Raw genomic sequence first — 22,132 nt, 5'->3', positions numbered from 1 at the left:
CCGCTCAGTACTCCAGGCAGATCTTGCCGAAGTGACGCCCCGCCTCCTGGTGACGAAACGCGTCGGCGATCTCGTCGAGGGCGAACCGGCGGTCGATGACCGGCCGCATGCCGCTGGCGTCGATGGCGCGGATCATCTCGATCTGGTCGCGCCGGCTGCCCACGATCAAGCCCTGCAGGCGCGCCTGCTTGGCCATCAGCTTGGCGGTAGGAATTTCGCCGCCGCGTCCGGTGAGCACGCCGATCAACGAGATGTGACCGCCGATGCGCACGGCCTCGATGGACTGCGGCAGCGTGGCCGGCCCTCCGACCTCGATGACGTGGTCCACGCCCCGGCCATCGGTGAGTGCCTTGACGCGCTTGCCCCACTCCGGCTCGGTCTTGTAGTTGAGCGTGTGATCGGCACCCAACTCCTTGAGCCGTGCGATCTTCTCGTCCGAGGACGAGGTCGCGATCACCGTGGCGCCCATCAGCTTGGCGAACTGCAGCGCGAAGATCGACACGCCGCCGGTCCCCAGCACCAGCACGGTATCGCCGGCCTTGAGCTTGCCGTCCACCACCAGCGCTCGCCAGGCGGTCAAGCCGGCGGTGGTCAACGTGGCCGCCTCGGCATGATCGTAATCGCGCGGCGCGTGGGTGAACCAGGTCGCGGGACGCACGACCTGCTCGCGGGCATAGCCATCGACACCGTCACCGGGCGTGGTGGTGAAGTCGCCGATCCGTGCCGGCCCTTCGAGCCACTCGGGGAAGAACGTCGATACCACGCGATCCCCCACGGTGAAGTCCTCGACGCCCTCGCCCACGGCGTCGACGACACCGGCACCGTCCGACATGGGGATGCGACCGTCCTCGGTGGGCATGGCCCCGACAACGACGCCGTAATCATGGTAATTGAGCGAACTGGCATGCACGCGGACACGCACCTCGCCGGGCCCCGGCTCGCCCGGCGCCTCGCCTTCATGGAGCTCGAGCTTGTCCAGCCCACCGGGGCGACGTAACGTCACGACGTTCATTGCACTCTCCTTACGGTCATCCAGCGTTACCACGAGGCCACGCCATGGCGCGACATCGTGAATGTCCTTCCTTCATGATGGTGACGATTGGTCGCGAGGCAAGGGCAGCCACGCCGATACCGACCTCCTCGCGCCCCCCGCCGCTGCCTCCACGGGCGGGATTGCCGATGCTCGCGTGGCGCGGCATAGTGGCTTATCGCTCATCAGGACGCCTCCATGCCCCGCTCCCCTGTCATCCCCCTCGATCAGCTCGTGCTCGATCGCTACACCCATGGCCCCCATTTCGAGGCCGCGCAGGCCGCCTTCGCGGCCACGGCCGGGGCGACGCACCTGGGCGCCCGTCTCATCGAGGTACCGCCCGGTAAACGCGCCTGGCCTCACCACGCCCATCACGCCAACGATGAACTCTTCGTGATTCTCGCCGGCTCGGGCGAACTGCGCTGGGGCGAGGACCGCTATCCCGTCACCAGCGGTGACGTCGTCGTCTGCCCGGCGGGAGGGGAGGAGAACGCCCACCAGTTGATCGCGGCGACCGACAGTCCCGTGCCGTTGCGTTACCTGGCGGTGAGTTCCATGCGCGAGCCGGACGTCGTCGAGTATCCGGACTCCGGCAAGCTGGGCGTCTTCAGCGGTAGCGCCCCGGGCGGCGATGCCGACCGGCGGCGACTCACCGCTTATGTACGGCGCAGCGACACGCTGGATTACTGGGAGGGGGAAACCGGCGACGACACGCCATGAGGCGTGCCGTACGGGACGATCGTCATTCCAGCACGATCAGGCGGTTGGGCAGCTCGTTCCGCTCGTGCGTGGCCGGCACGTGCCGCGTGAGATGCTCGCCGCATGCCTCGATGCAGGCAAGAAAGCCCTGCAGCGTCTGGCCTCGTTTCACCTGCTCGGTGAAGGACGACACGATCCCCTGCCAGGTATCGTCTCCCAGGCGACTGGAGATGCCGCGATCGACGAGGATCTCCACGTAGCGCTCGGCCTCGGAGACGAAGATCAGCATCCCCGTGCCGTCCTGGGTATGGTGCAGGTTCTGCTCGAGGAACTGACGTCTCGCCAGGTTGGCGGCACGCCAGAAACGCACGCGGCGCGGAATCAGGCGCGTCGTCACCGCCGGCAGCCGAAACACCACCGCCAGCACCGCGAAGCACGCCCACTGCACGATCAGCAGCTCGGCAGCGCCCAGCCATTGCGGAAAGTAATTGATCGCCCCGGGAATCAGCAGCGCCAAAATGCCCGCCCAGAGCAGCGGAATATAGGTGTAATCGTCGGCCTGCGGTGCCAGCACGGTGACCAACTCGGCGTCGGTATCACGCTCGATGCGCGTAATCGCATCGCGCACCTGCTGCTGCTCGCTTTCGCTCAATAATGCCATGGTGCTGTCTACCTTGCGTTGATCTACCAGCCACCGGAGGCGCCGCCCCCGCCGAAACCGCCACCGCCGCCGCCGAAGCCGCCGCCTCCGAGGCCGCCACCGCCGCCTCCGAAACCGCCGCCCATGGCGCCGCCGAGCAGGACACCGCCGAGCAGACCACCGCGTCCGCGACGACGCCCACCGCGTCCACCACCACCGATGCCGCGCACGATGGCCATGACGATCATGAGCATGACGAAGAACGCCACGGAGGCGCCGCCCACATCGCGCGACTTATCTTGCCCGGAAGCCGATCCGGCAGCCGGCGCCTCGGCCATGGGATCGCCGCCCAGCACGCGGACGATCGCCGCGGCACCCTGGGCGATGCCCGTGGCGTAATCGCCCTCGCGGAAGGCGGGGGCGATTTCCTGGTTGATGATCGCCGACGATTGCGCATCGGTCAGCCGGCCCTCGAGACCATAGCCGACCTCGATGCGGATGGCCCGCTCCTCCATCGACACGATCAGCAGAGCGCCGTTGTCCTCGCCCTCCTGGCCGATGCCCCAGTGACGGCCCAGCTGGTAACCGTATTCCTCGATCGGCGCGCCCTGCAGATCGGGCAGCGTGACCACGACCACCTGCTCGCCGGTTTCCTCCTCGTGCGCGGCGAGCATCTCGCTCACCTCGCGTTGGTCGGCGGCATCCAGCAGATCGGCCTGATCGACCACCCGGCCGGTCAGCTCGGGAAACTCGATTTCCTGGGCCTGCGCACCCAAGGCGCATGCCCACAGCAGCAGCCAGCACGTCAGACGGATACATTGCCTCATTGGAACTCCACCTCAGGCGCCTGATCGGCGTTCTCGGCCGTGGCTTCGAAGGTTTCGCGAATCGGCATGTCGCTGTACAAAAGGCCATGCCAGAGCCGCCCGGGGAAGGTACGAATCTCGGTGTTGTACGCCTCGACGGCCTGAATGAAGTCACGACGCGCCACGGCGATGCGATTCTCCGTGCCTTCCAGCTGCGACTGCAGTGCCAGGAAGTTCTGGTTGGACTTCAACTCCGGATAGCGCTCGGACACCGCCATCAGACGGCTCAGCGCGCCGGTCAACTGCCCCTGCGCCTGCTGGAACTGCTGCAGCTTTTCGGGATCGTCCAGCGAGTCGGCATCGATGTTGATCGATGTCGCCTTGGAGCGGGCCTCGATCACGGCCGTCAGCGTTTCCTGCTCCTGGGCGGCGAATCCCTTGACCGTCTCCACCAGGTTGGGCACCAGATCGGCACGCCGCTGGTACTGGTTCTCGACTTGCGCCCAGGCGGACTTCACTTTCTCGTCCAGCGTGGGAATGTTGTTGATACCGCAGCCCGTCAGCATCAGGGCGAGGCACAGCCACAGCGTGACCTGAACGACGGCGCGGGAAGTGAGCGGCATAGGCATGGGTCGCGGCAACATACGCATTTTCCGGTGGTGAGTGCGAGGACGGAGCCCCCCAACTTACAGGTGGGCACGCATTAAGCATAGCCTCGTCTGCGCCGGGACCCTATTTCACGCGCGCGCCAGGCGCCGCAAAATTAAACCTGCCTCATACGCCGATGTTGCGTAGAATTCTGGACGTTGCGAACCACTTGAAAGGGCATGACATGGGTAGGGCTTTCCAGAACCGCAAGGAATCCATGGCCAAGACGGCCGACGCCAAGACCAAGGTGTACAGCAAGTACGGACGCGAGATTTACGTCTGCGCCAAATCCGGTGGCGTGGACCCCGCGGGCAATCTCGCCCTGCGTGGGCTGATCGACCGCGCCAAGAAGGACCAGGTACCGTCCCACGTGATCGACAAGGCGCTCGACAAGGCCAGCGGCGTCGGCGGCGAGGACTACGAGCTGGCACGCTACGAAGGCTTCGGGCCGGGCAGTTGCATGGTCATCGTCGAGTGCCTGACCGACAACCCCAATCGCACCTTCGGCGACGTGCGCGCCTGCTTCAACAAGGCCAAGAGCAAGCTCGGCACCCCGGGCAGCGTCAGCCACATGTTCGACCACTGCGCGATCCTGGCGTTTGCCGGCAGCGATGAAGAAGCGGTTCTCGAGGCGCTGATGGAGGCCGATGTCGATGTCACCGACATCGAGAACGAAGCGGGCCGCATCACCGTGTTCGCCCCGCATACCGAGTATGCCAAGACCAAGCAGGCGCTCGCCGATGCCTTCGGCGAACTCGACTTCGAGGTCGACGAGATCCAGTTCCTGGCCCAGACCATGACGCCGGTCGCCGGTGACGACGTGGCCATGTTCGACAAGCTGCTCGTCACCCTCAACGACCTCGACGACGTGCAGAACATCTACCACAACGCCGAGTTACAGGGCTGATTCGATCTGGCCGCCCATCGGCGCGCGCTCGCCCCCACGCGTGCAGCGTGCCGATACGCCTCGGCGACTCTCGACGGGAGCCCGGTATCGCATGAATCACGACATCACCGCCAACGCCACCCTCGACGAGGCCGCCACCGCCGACGTGTCGGAAGCCACCGATTCGGTCATCGCCGTGCAGGGGTTGAGCAAACGCTACGCCTCGGGATTCGAAGCGCTCAAGGGCGTCGATCTGGAGATCCGGCGCGGCGAGATCTTCGCCCTGCTGGGCCCCAACGGCGCCGGCAAGACCACGCTGATCAGCATCATCTGCGGCCTGGTCAATGCCAGTGCCGGCCGGGTGCTGGTCGACGGCCACGACATCGTCGACGACTACCGGGCAGCACGCCGGCAGATCGGCCTGGTACCGCAGGAATTGACCAGCGATGCCTTCGCCACGGTCTGGAACACGGTCAGTTTCAGCCGCGGCCTGTTCGGCAAGCGTTCCGATCCCGCGCACATCGAGCGGGTGCTCAGATCGTTGTCCCTGTGGGACAAGCGGCGCAGCAAGATGATCACCCTCTCGGGCGGCATGAAACGCCGCGTGCTGATCGCCAAGGCGCTGGCCCACGAACCGCAGATCCTGTTTCTCGACGAGCCCACCGCCGGGGTCGACGTCGCCTTGCGTCGCGACATGTGGAACGTGGTACGCGATCTGCGCGCCAGCGGCGTCACCGTCATCCTGACCACGCACTACATCGAGGAAGCCGAGGAAATGGCCGATCGCATCGGCGTCATCAACGACGGCGACATCGTCCTGGTCGAAGAGAAGGCCGCCTTGATGCGCCAGCTGGGCCGCAAGCGCCTCACGCTGCACCTGCAGACGCCGCTCGCCGCGATTCCCGACGCGTTGAGCGAGTATCCGCTGACCCTTGCCGATGACGGCCGGGTACTGGTCTACACCTATGCCGCCTCCGACGAGCACAGGCACCGCGACGGGATCAACGCCCTGCTCAACGATATCCAGGCGGCGGGCATTCGCTTCACGGACCTCCATACCGAGCAAAGCTCGCTGGAGGAAATCTTCGTCAACCTGGTGAGGAAGGACGCATGAATTTCCGCGCGGTCGGCACCATCTACCATTTCGAGATGGCACGTGCGTGGCGCACGCTGCTGCAGAGCCTGGTCTCGCCGGTGATCTCCACCTCGTTGTATTTCGTGGTCTTCGGCGCCGCCATCGGCTCACGCATCCAGGAGGTCGAGGGAGTCAGCTACGGTGCCTTCATCGTGCCCGGACTGATCATGCTGATGCTGCTCACCCAGAGCGTCTCCAACGCCTCGTTCGGCATCTTCTTCCCCAAGTTCACCGGCACCATTTACGAGGTGCTCTCGGCGCCGGTCTCGTACGTCGAGATCGTCCTGGGGTACGTGGGCGCGGCGGCGACCAAGTCGCTCATTCTGGGAGCCATCATCCTCATCACCGCCAGTTTCTTCGTGCCCCTGCGCATCGATCATCCGGCGTGGATGCTGCTGTTCCTGGTTCTCACCGCGCTCACCTTCAGCCTGCTTGGCTTCATCATCGGCATCTGGGCCGAGGGCTTCGAGAAGCTGCAGCTGGTGCCGCTGTTGATCATCACCCCGCTGACTTTCCTCGGCGGCAGCTTCTACTCCATCGACATGCTGCCGCCTGCCTGGCAGACGGTGACGCTCCTCAATCCGGTGGTCTATCTGGTCAGCGGCTTCCGCTGGAGCTTCTACGGCATCAGCGATGTCAGCCTCGGTGCCAGCCTGTTGATGATTCTGGTGTTTCTTTCCTTGAGCCTGGCGCTGGTCGCCTGGATCTTCAAAACCGGCTACAACATCAAGCCCTGAGCCGCACGGCACCTCGCCTTAGAGATCATCGGCGCCGCGCGTTACCATGCCCGTTTTCGTTTTCATCAAGATGCCGCCATGCCGATTCTGACCAGCATCATCCATCGACTCGACAAGCCCGATGCCGAGACGCCCGCCACCTTGACCTGCGCCGAGCGGGCACTGGCCAGCACCCCCGAGCTCGAGGCCCTGCTGGCGGGCGTCAACGACAGCTTCCATGCCAAGCCCAAGGCCTGGGGCCACTTCGGCGATACCGGCAGCAGCGCGTTCGCGGCCGGCCTCAGCGAGTATCTCGCCGAGACCGCCGACTTCATCACCTGGAGCACGCGGATGGCCGAACGCATCCGCGACTTGGTCGACGCTCACCTGTCGGTGGGCGGTCACCTGCTGTTCGTCCATTACCAGCATGGCGAGCGGCAGTACGTGAGCGTGGCACTGCTTCATCACCGCCAGGGCTTCGCCATCGATGGCGCCCTCGAGGTGGTCGAGACGCCCCAGCTCAATCTCGGCCAGTTGATGCTCGCCGCACGCATCGATCTCGCCCAATGGCAGGGGGGCACCTCGCGCCAATACGTCTCCCTGATCAAGGATCGCGGCGGCAAGAAATTCGCCGAGGGATTGCGCGAGCTGCTCGGCGTCGAGGAAGGCGTGGATGCCAGCGGCGAGACGCGTGCGCTGCTCAAGGCGTTCAGCGATTACGTCGAGCACGAAGACCTGCCCGACGACGCCAGCCGCGAGAAAACCGATGCCGTGATCGACTATGCCAGTACGCAGGCCAAGCGCGGCGAGCCGGTCACCCTCGACGAACTGTCCGAACTCGTCGACGAACAGCAGCCCAAGGCATTCTACGACTACATCCGCCAACAGGATTACGGCCTTTCCGAGGAAATCCCGCCCGACAAGCGCACGCTCAATCAGTTTCGGCGCTTCACGGGACGCGCCAGTGGCGTCTCGATCAGTTTCGATTCCCACCTGCTGGGCAACAGCATCGAATTCGATGCCGAACGCGACCGCCTGATCATCAAGCAGGTACCGGGCTCCCTGAAGGAACAGCTCAAGCAGCGCCGGGAGTGAGGTACGATACCGGGCCCCTGCCCTGCGGGGGCCAACACATATTGTCACCGTCGCAAGCTTGGCGGGCCCCGTCACGCCGACTATCTTCCCCGGGAAGTCACCAAGGAAGAGGTAACGCCATGCCTGCCAAATCCCAGGCCCAGCAGATGGCCGCCGGTGCCGCGCTTGCCGCCCGGCGTGGCGAGCAGAAAGCCAGCGAACTGGACGGTGCCGCGAAGTCGATGTACGACTCGATGAGCGAGGAGGAACTCGAGGCCATGGCCTCGACCAGCCAGAAAGGGAAACCCGAGCACGATTCTCGATCGTGACCGCCGCTATCGGTCGCCTCGTCGGGCGACCGATAGCGTGGCCCCTGCCTCCCGTCAGCGCTCCAGATAACGAGGTTTGACGACTCCTTCCAGGGCCTCCACGGGAATGCGAAGCTCCGGCTGACCGTAGGCATAAGGCGCAATGTCGTAAGCGTTGTAGCGCACGCGCCATTCCCCCGCCAGCGGTGCGACGTTGCGGTTCATGCTCAGCGGCCAGGTCTCGGCGAAGTCGGCGTCCGCCTGCTGCTCATCCAGCCAGCGCCGGTGCGCTTGGGTCAGGGCGTCGCGATAGGCCGGCATCTGCCCGTCGATCAGCATGTCATCGAGCGTCACCACCCGTCGCTCGCGTTCGTCGATGACCATGAATTCCGTCAGCGGCATGCCATGCGCGCCGCCGGTGAACACGTAGCTGTCGAGCTTGAGGGTCATGAGATCGGCATGCCGGTCGTAGATCTCCGCCTCGAAGAGCGCCTGATAGCCCGGCAATTCGGGAACCTGCTCGCGCGCCGCCCTGGCCTCGTCGAAGAACGTCTGCGCATACGCCTCCCAAGACGGCGCCAGCATCTCGCTTTCGCCATCGGTAATGCCCGTGCCCATGGTCAGCAGCTCGTCACGCAGCCGCTCGCTCAGGCGCGGCGCGTCGGGAAAACGCAGCGACTGGACCTCGACGGTCGCGCAACGCCCGGCCGGGCAATCGCGTTCGACGAAGCTGGCCTCGACACGCTCGTGCTCAAGCCCTTCCGTCCCCGACGATAATGCCTGGCAGCCGCCCAGCACCGCCAGGGTGCTCCACATCACGCCACCGCACGCCACGCGGCGCGCGTTCAACTTGCAGGCTTCCACTGTCACGCTGTTTCCTCCCTGATGCACCGGTCTGGCCGGCTGGAATGCAAGAGGCGATACCACCGCATCGCGCACGCTCCACTATAGACGATGCCGGCGTTTCGCAATGTCCGACCATACGCCTCGCCGTCAGGAGCGACTTCCCGTGATGGCACAGTATCGGGCATGAACTCGACAGGATCGTGCATCACGCCCCTCGTCATGACGTCCATACTGACGGATGGTCGGCGCCAGGCACGCCGATGCCCGAATTCGTCCATGCTGTTGCAGGAGGGAGTCCCCCATGCGTTATCAACCATTCGGCAATACCGGTTTGTTCGTCTCCGAACTGTGCCTCGGCACCATGACGTTCGGTGGCCAGGGCGAACTCTGGAGCCAGATCGGCGACTTGCAGCAAGGCGATGCCGAGCGCTTGATCGGCCGTGCGCTGGATGCCGGCATCAACTTCATCGATACCGCCGATGTGTATTCCGAGGGCCAGTCCGAAATTATCACCGGGCAGGCGCTCAAGAACCTGAACGTGCCACGCGAGGAGATCGTCGTCGCGTCCAAGGTGTTCGGCGAAACCGGGCGCGGCGGCGTGAACGAGCGTGGCATGACGCGCTACCACATCATGGAGGGCATCAAGGCCAGCTTGAAGCGCCTGCAGCTCGATCACCTCGACGTCTACCAGATTCACGGCTTCGATCCCGCCACGCCCATCGAGGAGGCGGTCCGCGCGCTCGATACGCTCGTGCAACACGGCCACGTACGTTACGTCGGGGTGTCCAACTGGGCCGCCTGGCAGATCATGAAGGCACTCGGCATCGCCGAACGCCTTGGCCTGGCACGCTTCGAGTCGCTGCAGGCGTATTACACGCTTGCCGGGCGCGACCTCGAGCGCGAGCTGATCCCCATGCTCCAGAGCGAGAACCTGGGGCTGATGGTCTGGAGCCCACTCGCGGGCGGGCTGCTCAGCGGCAAGTACACGCGCGACCAACAGGGCGAAACCGGCAGTCGCCGACTCACCTTCGATTTCCCGCCGGTCGACAAGACCCGCGCCTTCGACTGCGTCGATGTCATGCGCCGCATCGCCACCCGGCACGATGTCTCCGTGGCGCAGATCGCGCTGGCCTGGCTGCTGCACCAGCCGGCGGTGACGAGCGTGATCGTGGGCGCCAAGCGCCTCGATCAGCTCGACGACAATATCGCTGCCACGCACGTTGCATTGAGCGCCGAGGATCTCGCCGAACTCGACGCGGTAAGCGCCTTGCCCGCCGAGTACCCTGGCTGGATGTTCGAACGCCAGGGCGCTTACCGTCGCCAGCAACTGACCGATGCCAAGCGCTGAAGGCCGCCGCCCTGCCTCGTCACATGCCTGACGATGCGAGGGAAGCCCCACCCCGGCACGCCCGACAAAACACGGCCCGCTCCTCAAGGGAAGCGGGCCGTGCGGTCAGTCCAGCGAATCAGGCGCGATACGTCGTTATCCGGCCTTGTTCGCTTTCACTCCTTCTTCGATGCGGCGACCGATCTCGGCGTCGATGTTCTTCCAGTACTCGAACACGCGCGACAGCACCGGTTCCTTGACCCCGCCCGAGACATGGCCGACCACGTTGTTGACCAGGCGATCCCGAGCGGCATCGTCCATGACCTTGTTGATCAAGGCATTGGCCTGGCTGTAGTCATCGTCGTCCTTGCGCAAGGCATAGGGCGCACGCACCATCTGCCCGTTGGCTTCCCAGGTGGAATCGGTGGGATAACGTTCGCCATCCGCCGCCGGACCGCCCTTGGAGTTGGGGGCATATACCGGGTCCGACACCTTGTTGATGCGCATCGCTCCGTCCTTGCTGTAACTGTGCACGGGAGCCTGCGGCGCATTGACCGGGATCTGCTTGTAGTTGACCCCGAGACGCGCGCGGTGCGCATCGGCGTAGGAGAACACGCGGCCGATGAGCATCTTGTCCGGGCTGATGCCGATGCCGGGCACGAGGTTGTTGGGCTCGAAGGCCGCCTGCTCGATCTCGGCATGATTGTCGGTCGGATTGCGGTTCAACTGCAGCTTGCCGACCTTGATCATGGGATAGTCGTCGTGCGGCCAGACCTTGGTCAGGTCGAACGGATTGATGCGATAGGTATCCGCATCCGCGAACGGCATGATCTGCATGTAGAGCGTCCAGCTCGGATAGTCGCCACGCTCGATGGCTTCATACAGGTCACGGGTATGGTAGTCACTGTCCTCCCCGGCCAGCCGGTCGGCTTCTTCCTGAGTCAGGCACTCGATGCCCTGGTCTGTCTTGAAGTGGTACTTGACCCAGAACTTCTCGCCCTGGGCATTGGCCCACATGTACGTATGGCTGGAATAACCGTTCATGTGGCGCCAGGTCTTGGGAATCCCCCGGTCTCCCATCAGCCAGGTGACCTGGTGGGCGGACTCCGGCGACAGCGTCCAGAAGTCCCATTGCATGTCATGATCGCGAAGGTTGCTGTCGGCACGGCGTTTCTGCGAGCGGATGAAGTGCTGGAACTTCATCGGATCCCGGATGAAGAACACCGGCGTGTTGTTCCCCACCATGTCGTAATTGCCTTCGCTGGTGTAGAACTTGATCGAGAACCCACGCGGGTCGCGCCATGTATCGGGGCTCCCGCGCTCGCCGGCCACCGTGGAGAAGCGAATCAGCACGTCGGTCTTGGTACCGGGCTGGAAAACGGCGGCCTTGGTGTACTGGCTCACGTCTTCGGTCACCTCGAAGTGGCCGAAGGCGCCACTGCCCTTGGCGTGCGGCTGACGCTCGGGAATCCGTTCGCGGTTGAAATTCGCCATCTGCTCGATGAGATAGTGATCGTGCAGTACGAGCGGCCCGTCGGGGCCCACCGAGAGCGAATGCTCGTCGCTGGCGACCGGAATCCCGGCATCTGTCGTCGTCGGCTTGCGATTGTCTTGCGTCACGATGGTCTCTCCCCGTCATGTTTTCTATGTGGCACGGCATGTCGCCACGTCCTTCCCTTGGAAACGAACCGCTGGCGCGATGGTGCTATCGACTGAAGGGAACTCCAATTCCCCTGTTAGGTATAGGAAACAACCGTCATCACTGTCTACCTGCCCCCCTGGGCCCCCTTGCCTCCCGCGCTCGATATCCACGCCATCCCGACGACACGGGAAATGACGCCGATCATCGGCCGGGCCCCGCATGACGAGGCCTCCAGGCGAAGCGAAACAATCAGAACGCCAACCACGATAGTTTTTTGCAATCTTCGCCATGGAGAAGTTTCATTACCTCATGCCTGCATGACGACGCATTGATATCTCCCCTGCGGATCACGACTGCCCCGACCCCGAGGAGCTCTCGCCGACATGTGCCTTGGCGAAGGTCAAAATGACATGACGCAGCACTCGTCGCTGCTCGCTGGAAAGACTACGGTAAATTCTCAGCACCTCGGCTTCCTCCCCGCCCGCCGGTATCACATCCACGCTGCCGGGAGGCACATGGCCTGCACGTTCGTTCTCGTCGCCGTAGCGCAGTACGTGTGGCTCGATGCGCAACCAGGCAGCCAGTACCTGAAGCTTGTCCTGGGCCGGAATGGAGTCACCACGCAGCCAACGCCGCACCGCTTGAAATGTAATCGGCTTCCCCCAGTAACGGAGGTTGAACTCGCGTTCAAGTACCGAGGGTCGAGGCTCATAGCCGGCGGCGAGAAGCGCCTTTTTAAGGCGATCGGCGAACATGGTTTTTTCATTCATACGCTGAATTTGAATCAATGATTCAATTCGCGTTGAATCGTTATTCACTTTAATATTGAATTATCCATTCAGTGCGCTGAAGTGGATGGCTCATGAGCCTGCCTTCATGCGTTCTGATACCTCGCACAGCCTTCACCGAACGCAGGACGGAGACGAGCACGTGTTCAGTATCGAGCAACATGCAAGCAGCGGGATATCTTGGGGATGGCCAGCACGCCGAGAACGGCGCTTCCAGACCTTCCAGGCGGTGACGGCACGGGCAATGCCAGATGCCGTTCGAGTGCGTAACGTGCCCATTGCAGGCACTCACGAGTGGTAGGCACTCGTGACGAAAGCGCTGCAGCATCGCCGGCACTCACGCGAGGCGGTCGCTGACGTTCCATGCCCATTTATATACGATCCGTGGTGCTATATTCGGGTGATGGCCGTGACCTCTCCGCTGCATCCTCGGGAACGGCAGCGTGCATGGAGTTCCATGATACAGGGACACGCCACATCGGCTAGGCTCCTCGCATGAACTTTCACTGAATTGACGCAGCGGTTTTACATTATAGACCTCGGGGGATGGCATTGTGACGCCGAAACAACATGAGCAGCGTCGACTCCATGCACTACGGGAAACAGGACTTCTCGATACACCGCCGGAAGAACGTTTCGATCGAGTAACACGCATCGCCAAACAACATTACCAAGTCGATACCACGTTATTCACACTGATCGATGCCAAACGACAATGGTTCAAGTCGAAACAGAACCTGGCCCTGGATGCCATCCCCCGGCGACATGCTTTTTGCGATTATACGATCCAGCAAAACAGTGTCTTCGTGGTGGAGGATGCCGCCAACGATCCCCTCTTTTTCAAGAACCCCCTCGTCACCGACACCCCGCATATTCGTTTCTATGCGGGCGTTCCTGTACGCGATCCGTCGGGCTTCAAGATCGGAACGCTGTGCTTGATCGACTCCACCCCACGCGATGCGTCACATATGGATTTCAGCATCCTGTGCAACCTCGCGGCAATGCTCGAAGAGTCACTGGAGAGCACCTACGCCAGCATTGCAACGCCCTGCGACGCCTACACCCAAAAAATGACCCAAGCCATTCAACGCGTCCAGAACATTTTCCTGAACGGCGATCGAAAGTCTTCTGCGTACGAGACCCTGTTGTCGGAACTGCTGCGTTTGACGAGCAGTGAAATGGGGTTCGTCGGCGAGGTGCATGCGCCGGCGGACGACGCCCCCTACCTGCGTCTCACCCGTTCGTTGAGCATGGCGCATCATCAGACATCACATCACCTTTCCTCCGAGACTGACGAGGATTGTCTGCCACTCGACGAGGAAGACGTGCTGATCGGCGCCCCCTATCGCTGCCGACATGTCACGATTCGCGAGCTCACCCCCGCCATCTCGGACCATCCGGCCTTTCCCGAGGGCCACGACGCCATCCGGACTTATCTGGGGATCCCGCTGCAAACAGGGGGCGCCGTGGTGGGACTCATCGGACTGGCCAACCGCCGTGGCGGGTACAGCCAGGCGCTCGCCACGCTCCTGTCCCCCTTCCTGCAGACCGTGGTGACGTTGATCGAACGCGAGCGCCTCGATGCCGCCAATCAGGAAAAGAAACGCTTGCTGCACGAGGCAATCAATATCGACAGCCTCACGGGCTTGCCCAATCGACGCCTGCTGAACGACCTTTTCCAGGAAGAACTCGCGGCGGTCCGACAGCGGCGTGGGTCGATTTCAGTGTGCTTTCTCGATCTGGACGGCTTCAAGAGCATCAATGACAGCCAGGGGCATGCCGTCGGTGACAACGTCCTCAAGTGCGTCGCGGATCGCCTCAGGGGCGCCGTTCGGCATCACGACGTGGTCGCCCGACTTGGCGGCGACGAATTCGTCGCCATCCTGCGCGATGTCGAGCATCCCAGGGTCTATCGGCATATTCTCGACCAGTTGCGACGCCCCATGCACATTCACGGTCATCCCCTCGAGTTGTCCGCCAGCATGGGCATTACACGCTACCCGCACGATGATTCGGATAGCGATCTCTTGTTGCGGCACGCCGATCAGGCCATGTATACGGCCAAGGAGTCGGGAAAGAACTGCTACCATTTCTTCGATCTGGAAAGTCATCATTCGCAGCAGGAGCGTTTTGCCATTGGCGCGCAAATACAGCACGCGCTCGACGACGATCAGCTAGCCCTTTATTACCAGCCAAAAATCGATTACAAGACAGGCCGCGTCTCAGGCTTCGAAGGCTTGATACGATGGCATCATCCATCGGGAGAGCTGATTTCCCCGGGGCGTTTCCTGCCCTATATCGAACATACCAACATCGATATCGAGGTCGGCAAACGCGTGATCAGCCAGGCGGTCTCGACACTGGAGGCCTTTCAGAAACGCGACCTGCCTTACACCGTCAGCATCAATCTCAGTCCGTCGCACTTCCTCAACGACGAATTCCTCGATCACTTGAACAACACCCTGAGTCGTTACGACATGGCGTTTCGCAAGCGCCTGACGCTGGAAATTCTCGAAAGTACGGCGTTCGATGATGCGGGGCTGGCCACCTCGAACATCAAGGCATGCCAGCAATTGGGCGTGCAGCTGTCGCTCGACGATTTCGGGACCGGTTATGCCTCGCTGAGCTATTTGCGCAAGTTTTCCACCAACGAAATCAAGATCGACCGTTCGTTCATTCTCGGCATGCTGAACGACCCCGAGGACCAGATGATCGTTCAGGCCATCATCGCGCTGGCAAAAAGCTTCGACCGCCGGGTGATCGCCGAGGGCGTCGAACATCACGCCACCGAGAAAAAGCTCGTGGCCATGGGATGCGACATGGGCCAGGGCTTCCTTTACAGCCCGGCCCTGCCGCTGGACGACGCGCTGGACTGGGCGTCACATTACGCCCGCCCGTGACCGACGGTTCAGGGCGTCGGTGTCTGTGTGGAGAAACGCCACACCGTGCGCGAGTGATAGGTCTCGCCGGGCTCGAGAATCGTCGAGGGAAATGCCGCCTGGTTGGGTGAGTCCGGAAAATGCTGGGTTTCCAGCGCGAAACCACTACGTTTCTCGTAGGCTTCGCCTCCCTTGCCGATCAGCGTGCCATCGAGAAAATTCCCCGAATAGAATTGTATCCCGGGCTCGGTCGTGGCTATCTCCAGAACGCGGCCACTGTCCGGCGCTTCGACGCGGGCGGCCAGCACCAGTTCGTCTTCCGCCATCGCGTCACGCATCAGCACGAAATTGTGATCGTAGCCCTGCCCGTACGCCAGTTGCGTATTGTCCTCGCCAATGCGTGCGCCGATCGGGGTGGCCTCACGGAAATCGAACGGCGTGTCCGCCACGTCGCGCAGCTCTCCGGTCGGGATCAAGGTGTCGTCCACCGGCGTGAAGGCGTCGGCATTGAGCATCAGCCGATGGTCGACGATCGAGCCGCTGCCCTCGCCCTCCAGGTTGAAGTAACTGTGCTGCGTGAGATTGACCGGCGTGGCCTTGTCGGTCGTGGCGTGATAATCGATGATCACCTCGTCGTCGGCGGTCAGCGTGTAGGTCACGTGGGTTTCCAGCCGCCCGGGATAACCTTCCTCGCCATCCTCGCTGACATAGGTCAGCTCGACGCCCACCTCGCTGTCGTTCTCGAAAGGCGTCGCCGTCCACAGGCGTTTGTCGAAGCCCCGCTCTCCACCGTGCAGGTGATTGTCACCATCGTTGGTCGCCAGCTCATGGGTCGTGCCATCGAGCGTGAAACGCCCCTCGGCGATTCGGTTGCCATAGCGCCCGATCAGGGCACCGAAATAGGGGTTGGACTGGCGATACGCCTCGGAGCGATAGTCGGCCAAGTTGTCGAACCCCAGAACCACATCGGCCCATTCGCCCTCGGCATCCGGCGTGCGCAGAGAGGTGATGATGCCGCCATAGGTCGTGACCCGCATGTCGAGGCCCTGGCCATTCTGGAGATGGTACACCACGACCTCACGGCCATCGGGCAACTGCCCGAAAGATTCCTTTTCCACCGACGGGGACTGCGTTTGCATCGTGTTCGCCTGTGCCGCGCTCAGCGCGAGGCAGGTCATGCCCACCCCCATGGCCAAGCGTGAAATTCCTGAAAATCGAGACATGGTGCGCGCCTCCTGGGCCTCGTCATGGCGACGCGACATGCACCGCCACGCCCCTTCACGCTAGACGGCGCCCACCAGTCTCACCAATAACCGAGTCACGACACCCGCATATCGCAATGGATATCGCCCCGGCATGCGCCGTGCAGGCGACCCGCCTCGCGCGCGATACTGCTGCATCATGCGCTAGACCAAGGTCGGGGTCGCTGTCCGGCATCTCGGCCTTCGCGGCTACTGCAAGTGCACCGCCTCGAAGCGTGCGAGGGTCTCGTGCTGCGCATCCAGCAGCCACAAGCGCTCGCCCTCGATCCGCCACGCGGTCGTGGCGTTCAATGCCGCGAGAAAACGACGTTCGGTCGATGCGCCTTGCGGGCATGCCATGCGCGTACTGGACAACGCCATGAAACGCAGCGTGGAGACCTCCAATCGATAGTTGCCCATCATGCGGTTGCATCCCGTCGATCCCATGACGCGTGCCGGATCGGCATGCAGGACGAAATGCGGCTCCCGCTGGCCGTCGACCACGTCGGGCGACGCGCCGTCCAGCGCCGTCAGCTTCCAGTACGTGTTCACCAGGGACTCGTCCGGCCGTGTGGTGGCGGGGCCTTCCTGCGTGGCACACCCGGCCATGAGGGCAACGGCTAACAGCATGGCCAGACTCGCGACTGCGTGTTTCATGAGAGATCCTCGAATGATGGGCATCGCCGACAGCCTACCAGATCCGTCGCTGCCCCTTGCGTCTTCCCGTCATCGCGCCCATCTCTGTCTGCACAGGCGCCACGTTTCGATGCGCCGCATCGCACAGGAGGCATCATGGAATCACGCTATTTCACCATCCACTCGCATCCCAAGGGCTTGCCCACGCGGGATGTCTTCTCTCTGGAATCCCAGACGCTGCCCGCGCTGGAGGCGGGCGAGGTCCGGGTACGGAATCGCTGGCTGTCGGTCGATCCCTACATGCGCGGACGCATGGACGGCGTGACCACCTATGTCGAGCCGTTCACACTGGGACAACCGCTCGAAGGCGCCGCCATCGGCGAGGTGCTCGAGTCGCGCGACGAGCGCTTCTCTCCAGGAGACCTCGTCGCCCACATGGGCGGCTGGCGCGATGTCGCCCAGCTTCCCGGCAGTAGCCTGCAGGCCCTTCCCGACCTCGAGGTGCCGCCGCAGGCCTTTCTCGGCGTGCTCGGCATGCCGGGCATGACCGCCTGGACCGGGCTCAATCGCATTGCCCAGCTCAAGGAAGGCGAGCGCGTGCTGGTCAGCGCGGCGAGCGGTGCCGTCGGCTCCCTGGCCGTGCAGCTGGCCAAGGCCAAGGGCTGCCATGTCGTGGGCATCGCCGGCGCACCGGAAAAACTCGAATGGCTGGAATCGCTCGGCGTGCGCGCGGTCAGCTATCGCGACAAGGATGCCCGGCAACTCGGCGCCGACCTCCATGACGCCAGCCCCGAGGGCTTCGATGTCTATTACGAGAACGTCGGCGGCATCTGCCTGGAAGCCGCACTCGACAATATCCGTGTCGGCGCACGCATCGCGGTGTGCGGCCTGATCGACGGCTACAATGCCGAGACGCCGAGCCCCGGCCCCAGCAACCTGTCCCGCTTGCTGATTCGCCGCGCACGGATGGAAGGCTTCATCGTCACCGACGCCCAGAACTGGGAGCACTACCCGACCTTCCTGAAGGACGTCGGCCCGCTGGTGGCCCAGGGCAAGCTCGACTACAAGGAAACGGTCGAAGACGGGCTCGAGCGCACGCCGGATGCCTTCCTCAAGCTCTTCGAAGGCGGCAATACCGGCAAGATGCTGGTACGCCTATAACCGGCCCTCAGCGCCGATCCGGCGTCTCGGCGAGTCGCTCGCCGAGACGCCGGCCGTTTTCCAGGCAATCCCCCACCGCGATGCCATCACGCCAGTTGCCGAGCAGCGAGAGGCCCGGATGCGCTTCCAGGGCCGCGTCCAGGGCGGCAATCCGCGCCAGGTGCCCACGCTCGTACTGCGGAATCGCCTGTGGCCAGCGGCTCACGCATTGCCACACCGGCTCGGCGTGAATTCCCAGCAAATCGCCGAGATCGGCCACCACCTGAGCGACCTGCTCCGCATCGTCGCCGGCGGCGGCCTCCGGCTGGCGCCGGCCTCCCAGAAAGGCCGTCAGCAGCACATGATCCGACGGCGCACGCCCGGGGAACAGCGTCGAGGAAAACAGTGCCCCCAGCGTACGCCGCCGCTCGACCCCGGGAATCAACATGCCGAAGCCATCGAGAGGATGGTCGACGTCGGCCCGGCGAAATCCCACCGAGACCGCGTTGACCGGTGGATAAGCGATTTCCTCCAGGGGGGCGGCCAGGGCCGCGTCGAGGGGGGCCAGCAGCGCCGCCGCCGTGGGGGCCGGCACCGCCAGCACCAGTTCACGCGTGCGAATGCGCTGGCCGGCGGCCGTTTCCACCAGCCAGCCGTCGGCCTCGCGGCCCACGGCGACGACCTCGCAGCCGCACTGTACCGATGCCCCGGGCTGATCGGCGATGTCCTCCGCCAGCCGCTCGGCAAGGCGTTGCAGCCCGGCAGGGAAACTCACCAGTTGTCCGCGCCACTCGCGTGGCAGGGCGGGCGGTTCGCGACGCGACTGGCGTAGCCGGCGCAGCCCGCCTCGCACCAGCGAGCCGTACTCGCGCTCCAGCGCCACCAGCCGGGGCATCGCCGCCTGCGCGGAGAGCCGGGCGGGATCGCCGGCATAAACGCCTGAGACGAAGGGATCGACCAGATGGTCGAGCACGTGGCGTCCCAGGCGTCGCACGACGAAGTCCGCCAGGCTTTCCTCGTCGCGTGGCGGCCCCGCCCGAAAGGGCTCGCGCAGCACGGACCAGCTGCCGCGCAGGCCGATCAACGGGTTGGCGGGCGCCTTGAGGACATGAGTGGGCAAGGCCACCGGGCGTCCATGGAAGGCGATATAGCGACGCCGCGCATCGGGATTGGCCGGCTGGGCCTCGTCGAGCAGTCCCAGCTCGTCGAGCAGCGTGTGCAGCGGCGGCTTCATCACCAGCGTGTTGGGACCGACCTCGACCTGCCACGCCCCGTCGCGATGGGTGCGCAGATTGCCACCCGCGTGCGGCCCGCGCTCGAGCACGCTGACAGCGAGCCCGCGCCTGGCCGCCGCCCGGGCAGCGGCCAGGCCGCTGGCCCCGCCGCCGACGACGACCACGTCGCGCCGGGCCTCGCCGACCGCCTGGTCGGTCGCATCGAGCTGTTCTTCATGCTGCATGACGTCTCCCCTGGGCGCACCTGACATTCAGACGACGAGCATAGCGGACACCGCCGGCTCGCGGGGCACTACGCTTGCGGCGCATCGACGCACTCGGCATCCCGTGTCCGCTCGCTGCGCCCGATGATCGACGCCCCTACCATGTCGCCGGTGACGTTGAGCGCCGTGCAGCCCATGCCCACCAGGGCATCGATGGCGGTCAGCAGCGCCACCGTCTCGATGGGCAGGCCCACCTGGGAGAACACCGTGGCGATCATGATGATGCCGGCGCCCGGCACGCCGGCGGTCCCGATGGAGACCAGCGTGCCGATCAGCACGATTTCCAGCATGCTGGCAAAATCCAGCGGCGCGCCGATCACGTTGGCCGCGAACACGGCGGAAATGGCGATGCGAATGGCGGCGCCATCCATGTTGATGGTCGCCCCCAGCGGCAGGCTGAAGCCGTAGACCCCACGCGACAGCCCCATGCGCCGGGCCGCGTCCAGCGTCAGCGGCAGCGTGCCGGAGCTGCTCTGGGTGGCGAAGGCGGTCGCCATCGGCGTGCGCGCTTCGCGAAAGAAATCCCGCAACTTGACGCCGAAGACGCCCATCAAGACGCAATACAGCAGGACATGCACGCCCAGCGCGAGGTACAGCACCAGCACCATGTCGCCCAGCGACAGCAGCGTAACCATGCCCTGCTCGGCCACGGTGCCGGCCACGATGGCGAACACCCCGATCGGCACGTAATGCAGCACCCCCGACATCACCTTGAGCGTGACCTCGTTGAGCGCCTCGATGACCCGGAACAGCTGCTCGGCCAGCGCGCCGTGGGACTCGGACGCGCGCAGCTTCAACAAGGCGATGCCGAAGACGATGGCGGTAAAGATGATGCCCAGCAGGTTCAGCTCGGCAAAGGCACCGATGATATTGTCCGGCACCACGCCCAGCACTACCTGCGCGATGCCGGGATTCTCGGGCACCGATACCTCGGCGCTGTCGTCCAGCGTCATGCCGCTGCCGGGCGACAGCAGCGTGGCCACCGTGAGCCCCACGACGATCGCCAGCGCCGAGGTCCCGACGTAATAGAAAAACACCTTGCGCCCGATGCGCCCCATGCTCCCGGCACTGGCCTGGTTGATGCCCACCAGCAGGGTGAACAGCACGATCGGCACGATCAGGAACTTCAGCAGGCGCAGCAATAGATCGCCGAACGGTGCCAGCCAGTCGGCCACGCTCTGGCCACCTGCCAGGCCCACCACGACACCCAGTATCAGCGCCAGCGTGACGCGCAGAATCAACGAGGCATTCAAATAAGCATGCAGCAGTGCTTTCACCGCTCCTTCTCCCTGTGTTTGGCCATGATGGTGTCGCTCCATGTCGGCCACAACGCCTGACACGAAGGCTGCGGCGGCGTCATATTACCATTATGCTGGGCGCATGGATTCGGACACGGGATACGAGGCAATGAGCGAACGCGCAATTGATTGCTGGTTGACGGACATGGATGGGGTATTGATCGGCGAAGATCACGCGCTTCCCGGCGCCGTCGAATTGATCGACCAATGGCGGGCCAACGGTACGCCCTTCCTCGTGCTCACCAACAATTCCATCTACACCCCGCGCGACCTCAGCGCGAGACTCAATCGCCTGGGCATCAACGTGCCCGAGGACCGCCTGTGGACGTCCGCCCTGGCCACCGCCGCCTTCCTGCGCGATCAGGCTCCCGGCGGATCGGCCTTCGTGATCGGCGAGGCCGGCTTGACCACGGCCATTCACGAAGCCGGGTTCGTGATGACCGATGTCGCGCCGGACTTCGTGGTCCTCGGCGAAACCCGCAGCTATTCGTTCGAGGCGATCACCCGGGCGATTCGTCTGATCAACGCGGGGGCGCGCTTCATCGCCACCAACCCCGACGTCACCGGCCCCAGCCCCGAGGGTCCCCTGCCGGCCACCGGCGCGGTCGCGGCCTTGATCACCGCCGCCACCAAGCGCGAGCCCTACTACGTCGGCAAGCCCAACCCGATGATGTTCCGCTCGGCCATGAACAAGCTGGGCACGCACTCCGAGCGGACCGGCATGATCGGCGACCGCATGGACACCGACGTCATCGCCGGCATCGAGGCCGGGCTGCACACGGTCCTGGTGATGACCGGCATCGCCACGCGCGGCGATCTCGAGCGCTACCCCTTCCGTCCCCGCGAGATCATCGACTCGGTCGCGGAGTTGCTGGAGAAGTAGCGCCCGGGGCAA

The 22,132-nt window shown here is 64.0% G+C and carries 21 protein-coding genes; 10 read left to right on the top strand and 11 right to left on the bottom strand.

Going from position 1 to position 22,132, the window contains the following annotated elements:
• Positions 1-4 precede the first annotated feature (4 nt).
• A complete protein-coding gene (locus tag ABGX75_RS07355) occupies positions 5-1,012 on the bottom strand; it encodes an NAD(P)-dependent alcohol dehydrogenase (RefSeq protein ID WP_287124574.1) in 1,008 nt (335 codons plus the stop codon).
• Between the two features lie 216 nt (positions 1,013-1,228).
• On the opposite strand from ABGX75_RS07355, the gene ABGX75_RS07350 reads away from it, so the two are divergent.
• Positions 1,229-1,750, top strand: coding sequence for a cupin domain-containing protein (locus tag ABGX75_RS07350; protein ID WP_011506117.1), 522 nt, complete (start codon positions 1,229-1,231; stop codon positions 1,748-1,750).
• Between the two features lie 22 nt (positions 1,751-1,772).
• Here ABGX75_RS07350 and ABGX75_RS07345 read toward each other — a convergent pair whose 3' ends face one another.
• Genes ABGX75_RS07345 through ABGX75_RS07335 form a run of 3 tightly spaced genes read right to left on the bottom strand, consistent with a single transcriptional unit; the run spans position 1,773 to position 3,798 of the window.
• The gene (locus ABGX75_RS07345; RefSeq protein WP_011506116.1) at positions 1,773-2,390 is read right to left on the bottom strand and encodes a TPM domain-containing protein; all 618 of its coding nucleotides are present in this window, start codon (positions 2,388-2,390) and stop codon (positions 1,773-1,775) included.
• Between the two features lie 23 nt (positions 2,391-2,413).
• Positions 2,414-3,196 carry a TPM domain-containing protein gene (locus ABGX75_RS07340; RefSeq protein WP_287124573.1) on the bottom strand — a complete coding sequence of 261 codons (783 nt, stop codon included), beginning with the start codon at positions 3,194-3,196 and terminating at the stop codon, positions 2,414-2,416.
• Positions 3,193-3,798 carry a LemA family protein gene (locus tag ABGX75_RS07335; protein WP_287124572.1) on the bottom strand — a complete coding sequence of 202 codons (606 nt, stop codon included), beginning with the start codon at positions 3,796-3,798 and terminating at the stop codon, positions 3,193-3,195. The genes ABGX75_RS07340 and ABGX75_RS07335 overlap by 4 nt, the downstream gene beginning before the upstream one ends.
• A gap of 209 nt (positions 3,799-4,007) precedes the next feature.
• Between ABGX75_RS07335 and ABGX75_RS07330 the strand changes: the two genes are divergently transcribed.
• The 5 genes from ABGX75_RS07330 (at position 4,008) to ABGX75_RS07310 (ending at position 7,963) form a co-directional block, all read left to right on the top strand.
• Positions 4,008-4,730, top strand: coding sequence for a YebC/PmpR family DNA-binding transcriptional regulator (locus tag ABGX75_RS07330; RefSeq protein WP_011506113.1), 723 nt, complete (start codon positions 4,008-4,010; stop codon positions 4,728-4,730).
• Between the two features lie 91 nt (positions 4,731-4,821).
• Positions 4,822-5,823, top strand: a complete 1,002-nt coding sequence (locus ABGX75_RS07325; RefSeq protein ID WP_218781782.1) for an ABC transporter ATP-binding protein — start codon at positions 4,822-4,824, stop codon at positions 5,821-5,823.
• Positions 5,820-6,581, top strand: a complete 762-nt coding sequence (locus ABGX75_RS07320; protein ID WP_287124571.1) for an ABC transporter permease — start codon at positions 5,820-5,822, stop codon at positions 6,579-6,581. The genes ABGX75_RS07325 and ABGX75_RS07320 overlap by 4 nt, the downstream gene beginning before the upstream one ends.
• A gap of 78 nt (positions 6,582-6,659) precedes the next feature.
• Positions 6,660-7,655: a nucleoid-associated protein YejK gene (gene yejK, locus ABGX75_RS07315; protein WP_287124570.1), complete on the top strand. Its 996-nt coding sequence runs from the start codon at positions 6,660-6,662 to the stop codon at positions 7,653-7,655.
• Between the two features lie 119 nt (positions 7,656-7,774).
• Positions 7,775-7,963: a DUF3008 family protein gene (locus ABGX75_RS07310; protein ID WP_287124569.1), complete on the top strand. Its 189-nt coding sequence runs from the start codon at positions 7,775-7,777 to the stop codon at positions 7,961-7,963.
• 54 nt (positions 7,964-8,017) lie between these two features.
• Here the strand turns inward: ABGX75_RS07310 and ABGX75_RS07305 are convergent, their stop codons facing one another.
• A complete protein-coding gene (locus ABGX75_RS07305) occupies positions 8,018-8,812 on the bottom strand; it encodes an RsiV family protein (RefSeq protein WP_287124568.1) in 795 nt (264 codons plus the stop codon).
• Positions 8,813-9,089: 277 nt separating this feature from the next.
• On the opposite strand from ABGX75_RS07305, the gene ABGX75_RS07300 reads away from it, so the two are divergent.
• Positions 9,090-10,136, top strand: coding sequence for an aldo/keto reductase (locus ABGX75_RS07300; RefSeq protein WP_287124567.1), 1,047 nt, complete (start codon positions 9,090-9,092; stop codon positions 10,134-10,136).
• A 135-nt stretch (positions 10,137-10,271) separates the two neighbouring features.
• Here the strand turns inward: ABGX75_RS07300 and ABGX75_RS07295 are convergent, their stop codons facing one another.
• Both ABGX75_RS07295 and ABGX75_RS07290 read right to left on the bottom strand, forming a co-directional pair.
• Complete coding sequence (locus ABGX75_RS07295) at positions 10,272-11,735, bottom strand: catalase (RefSeq protein ID WP_128690073.1); 1,464 nt, start codon at positions 11,733-11,735, stop codon at positions 10,272-10,274.
• A gap of 369 nt (positions 11,736-12,104) precedes the next feature.
• On the bottom strand, positions 12,105-12,512 hold the full coding sequence (locus ABGX75_RS07290; protein ID WP_276319123.1) for a transcriptional regulator: 408 nt from the start codon (positions 12,510-12,512) through the stop codon (positions 12,105-12,107).
• Positions 12,513-13,099: 587 nt separating this feature from the next.
• On the opposite strand from ABGX75_RS07290, the gene ABGX75_RS07285 reads away from it, so the two are divergent.
• On the top strand, positions 13,100-15,445 hold the full coding sequence (locus ABGX75_RS07285) for an EAL domain-containing protein (protein ID WP_287124566.1): 2,346 nt from the start codon (positions 13,100-13,102) through the stop codon (positions 15,443-15,445).
• Positions 15,446-15,453: 8 nt separating this feature from the next.
• Here ABGX75_RS07285 and ABGX75_RS07280 read toward each other — a convergent pair whose 3' ends face one another.
• On the bottom strand, positions 15,454-16,647 hold the full coding sequence (locus ABGX75_RS07280; protein ID WP_287124565.1) for an aldose epimerase family protein: 1,194 nt from the start codon (positions 16,645-16,647) through the stop codon (positions 15,454-15,456).
• 228 nt (positions 16,648-16,875) lie between these two features.
• Positions 16,876-17,322: an META domain-containing protein gene (locus tag ABGX75_RS07275; protein ID WP_287124564.1), complete on the bottom strand. Its 447-nt coding sequence runs from the start codon at positions 17,320-17,322 to the stop codon at positions 16,876-16,878.
• Between the two features lie 135 nt (positions 17,323-17,457).
• Between ABGX75_RS07275 and ABGX75_RS07270 the strand changes: the two genes are divergently transcribed.
• A complete protein-coding gene (locus ABGX75_RS07270) occupies positions 17,458-18,462 on the top strand; it encodes an NADP-dependent oxidoreductase (protein ID WP_287124563.1) in 1,005 nt (334 codons plus the stop codon).
• Between the two features lie 7 nt (positions 18,463-18,469).
• On the opposite strand, the gene hemG is transcribed toward ABGX75_RS07270, so the two are convergent.
• Entirely contained in the window at positions 18,470-19,900 is a 1,431-nt protein-coding gene (hemG, locus tag ABGX75_RS07265; RefSeq protein ID WP_287124562.1) for a protoporphyrinogen oxidase, read from the bottom strand.
• Positions 19,901-19,968: 68 nt separating this feature from the next.
• On the bottom strand, positions 19,969-21,216 hold the full coding sequence (locus ABGX75_RS07260) for a dicarboxylate/amino acid:cation symporter (RefSeq protein WP_287124561.1): 1,248 nt from the start codon (positions 21,214-21,216) through the stop codon (positions 19,969-19,971).
• Between the two features lie 130 nt (positions 21,217-21,346).
• Between ABGX75_RS07260 and ABGX75_RS07255 the strand changes: the two genes are divergently transcribed.
• The gene (locus ABGX75_RS07255; protein WP_011506097.1) at positions 21,347-22,120 is read left to right on the top strand and encodes an HAD-IIA family hydrolase; all 774 of its coding nucleotides are present in this window, start codon (positions 21,347-21,349) and stop codon (positions 22,118-22,120) included.
• Positions 22,121-22,132 lie beyond the last annotated feature (12 nt).

Source organism: Chromohalobacter sp. (assembly GCF_039830575.1).
GTDB lineage: Bacteria > Pseudomonadota > Gammaproteobacteria > Pseudomonadales > Halomonadaceae > Chromohalobacter > Chromohalobacter israelensis.
The sequence above is the reverse complement of the archived record's forward strand: the minus strand, read 5'-3'. Positions and strand labels throughout refer to the sequence as shown.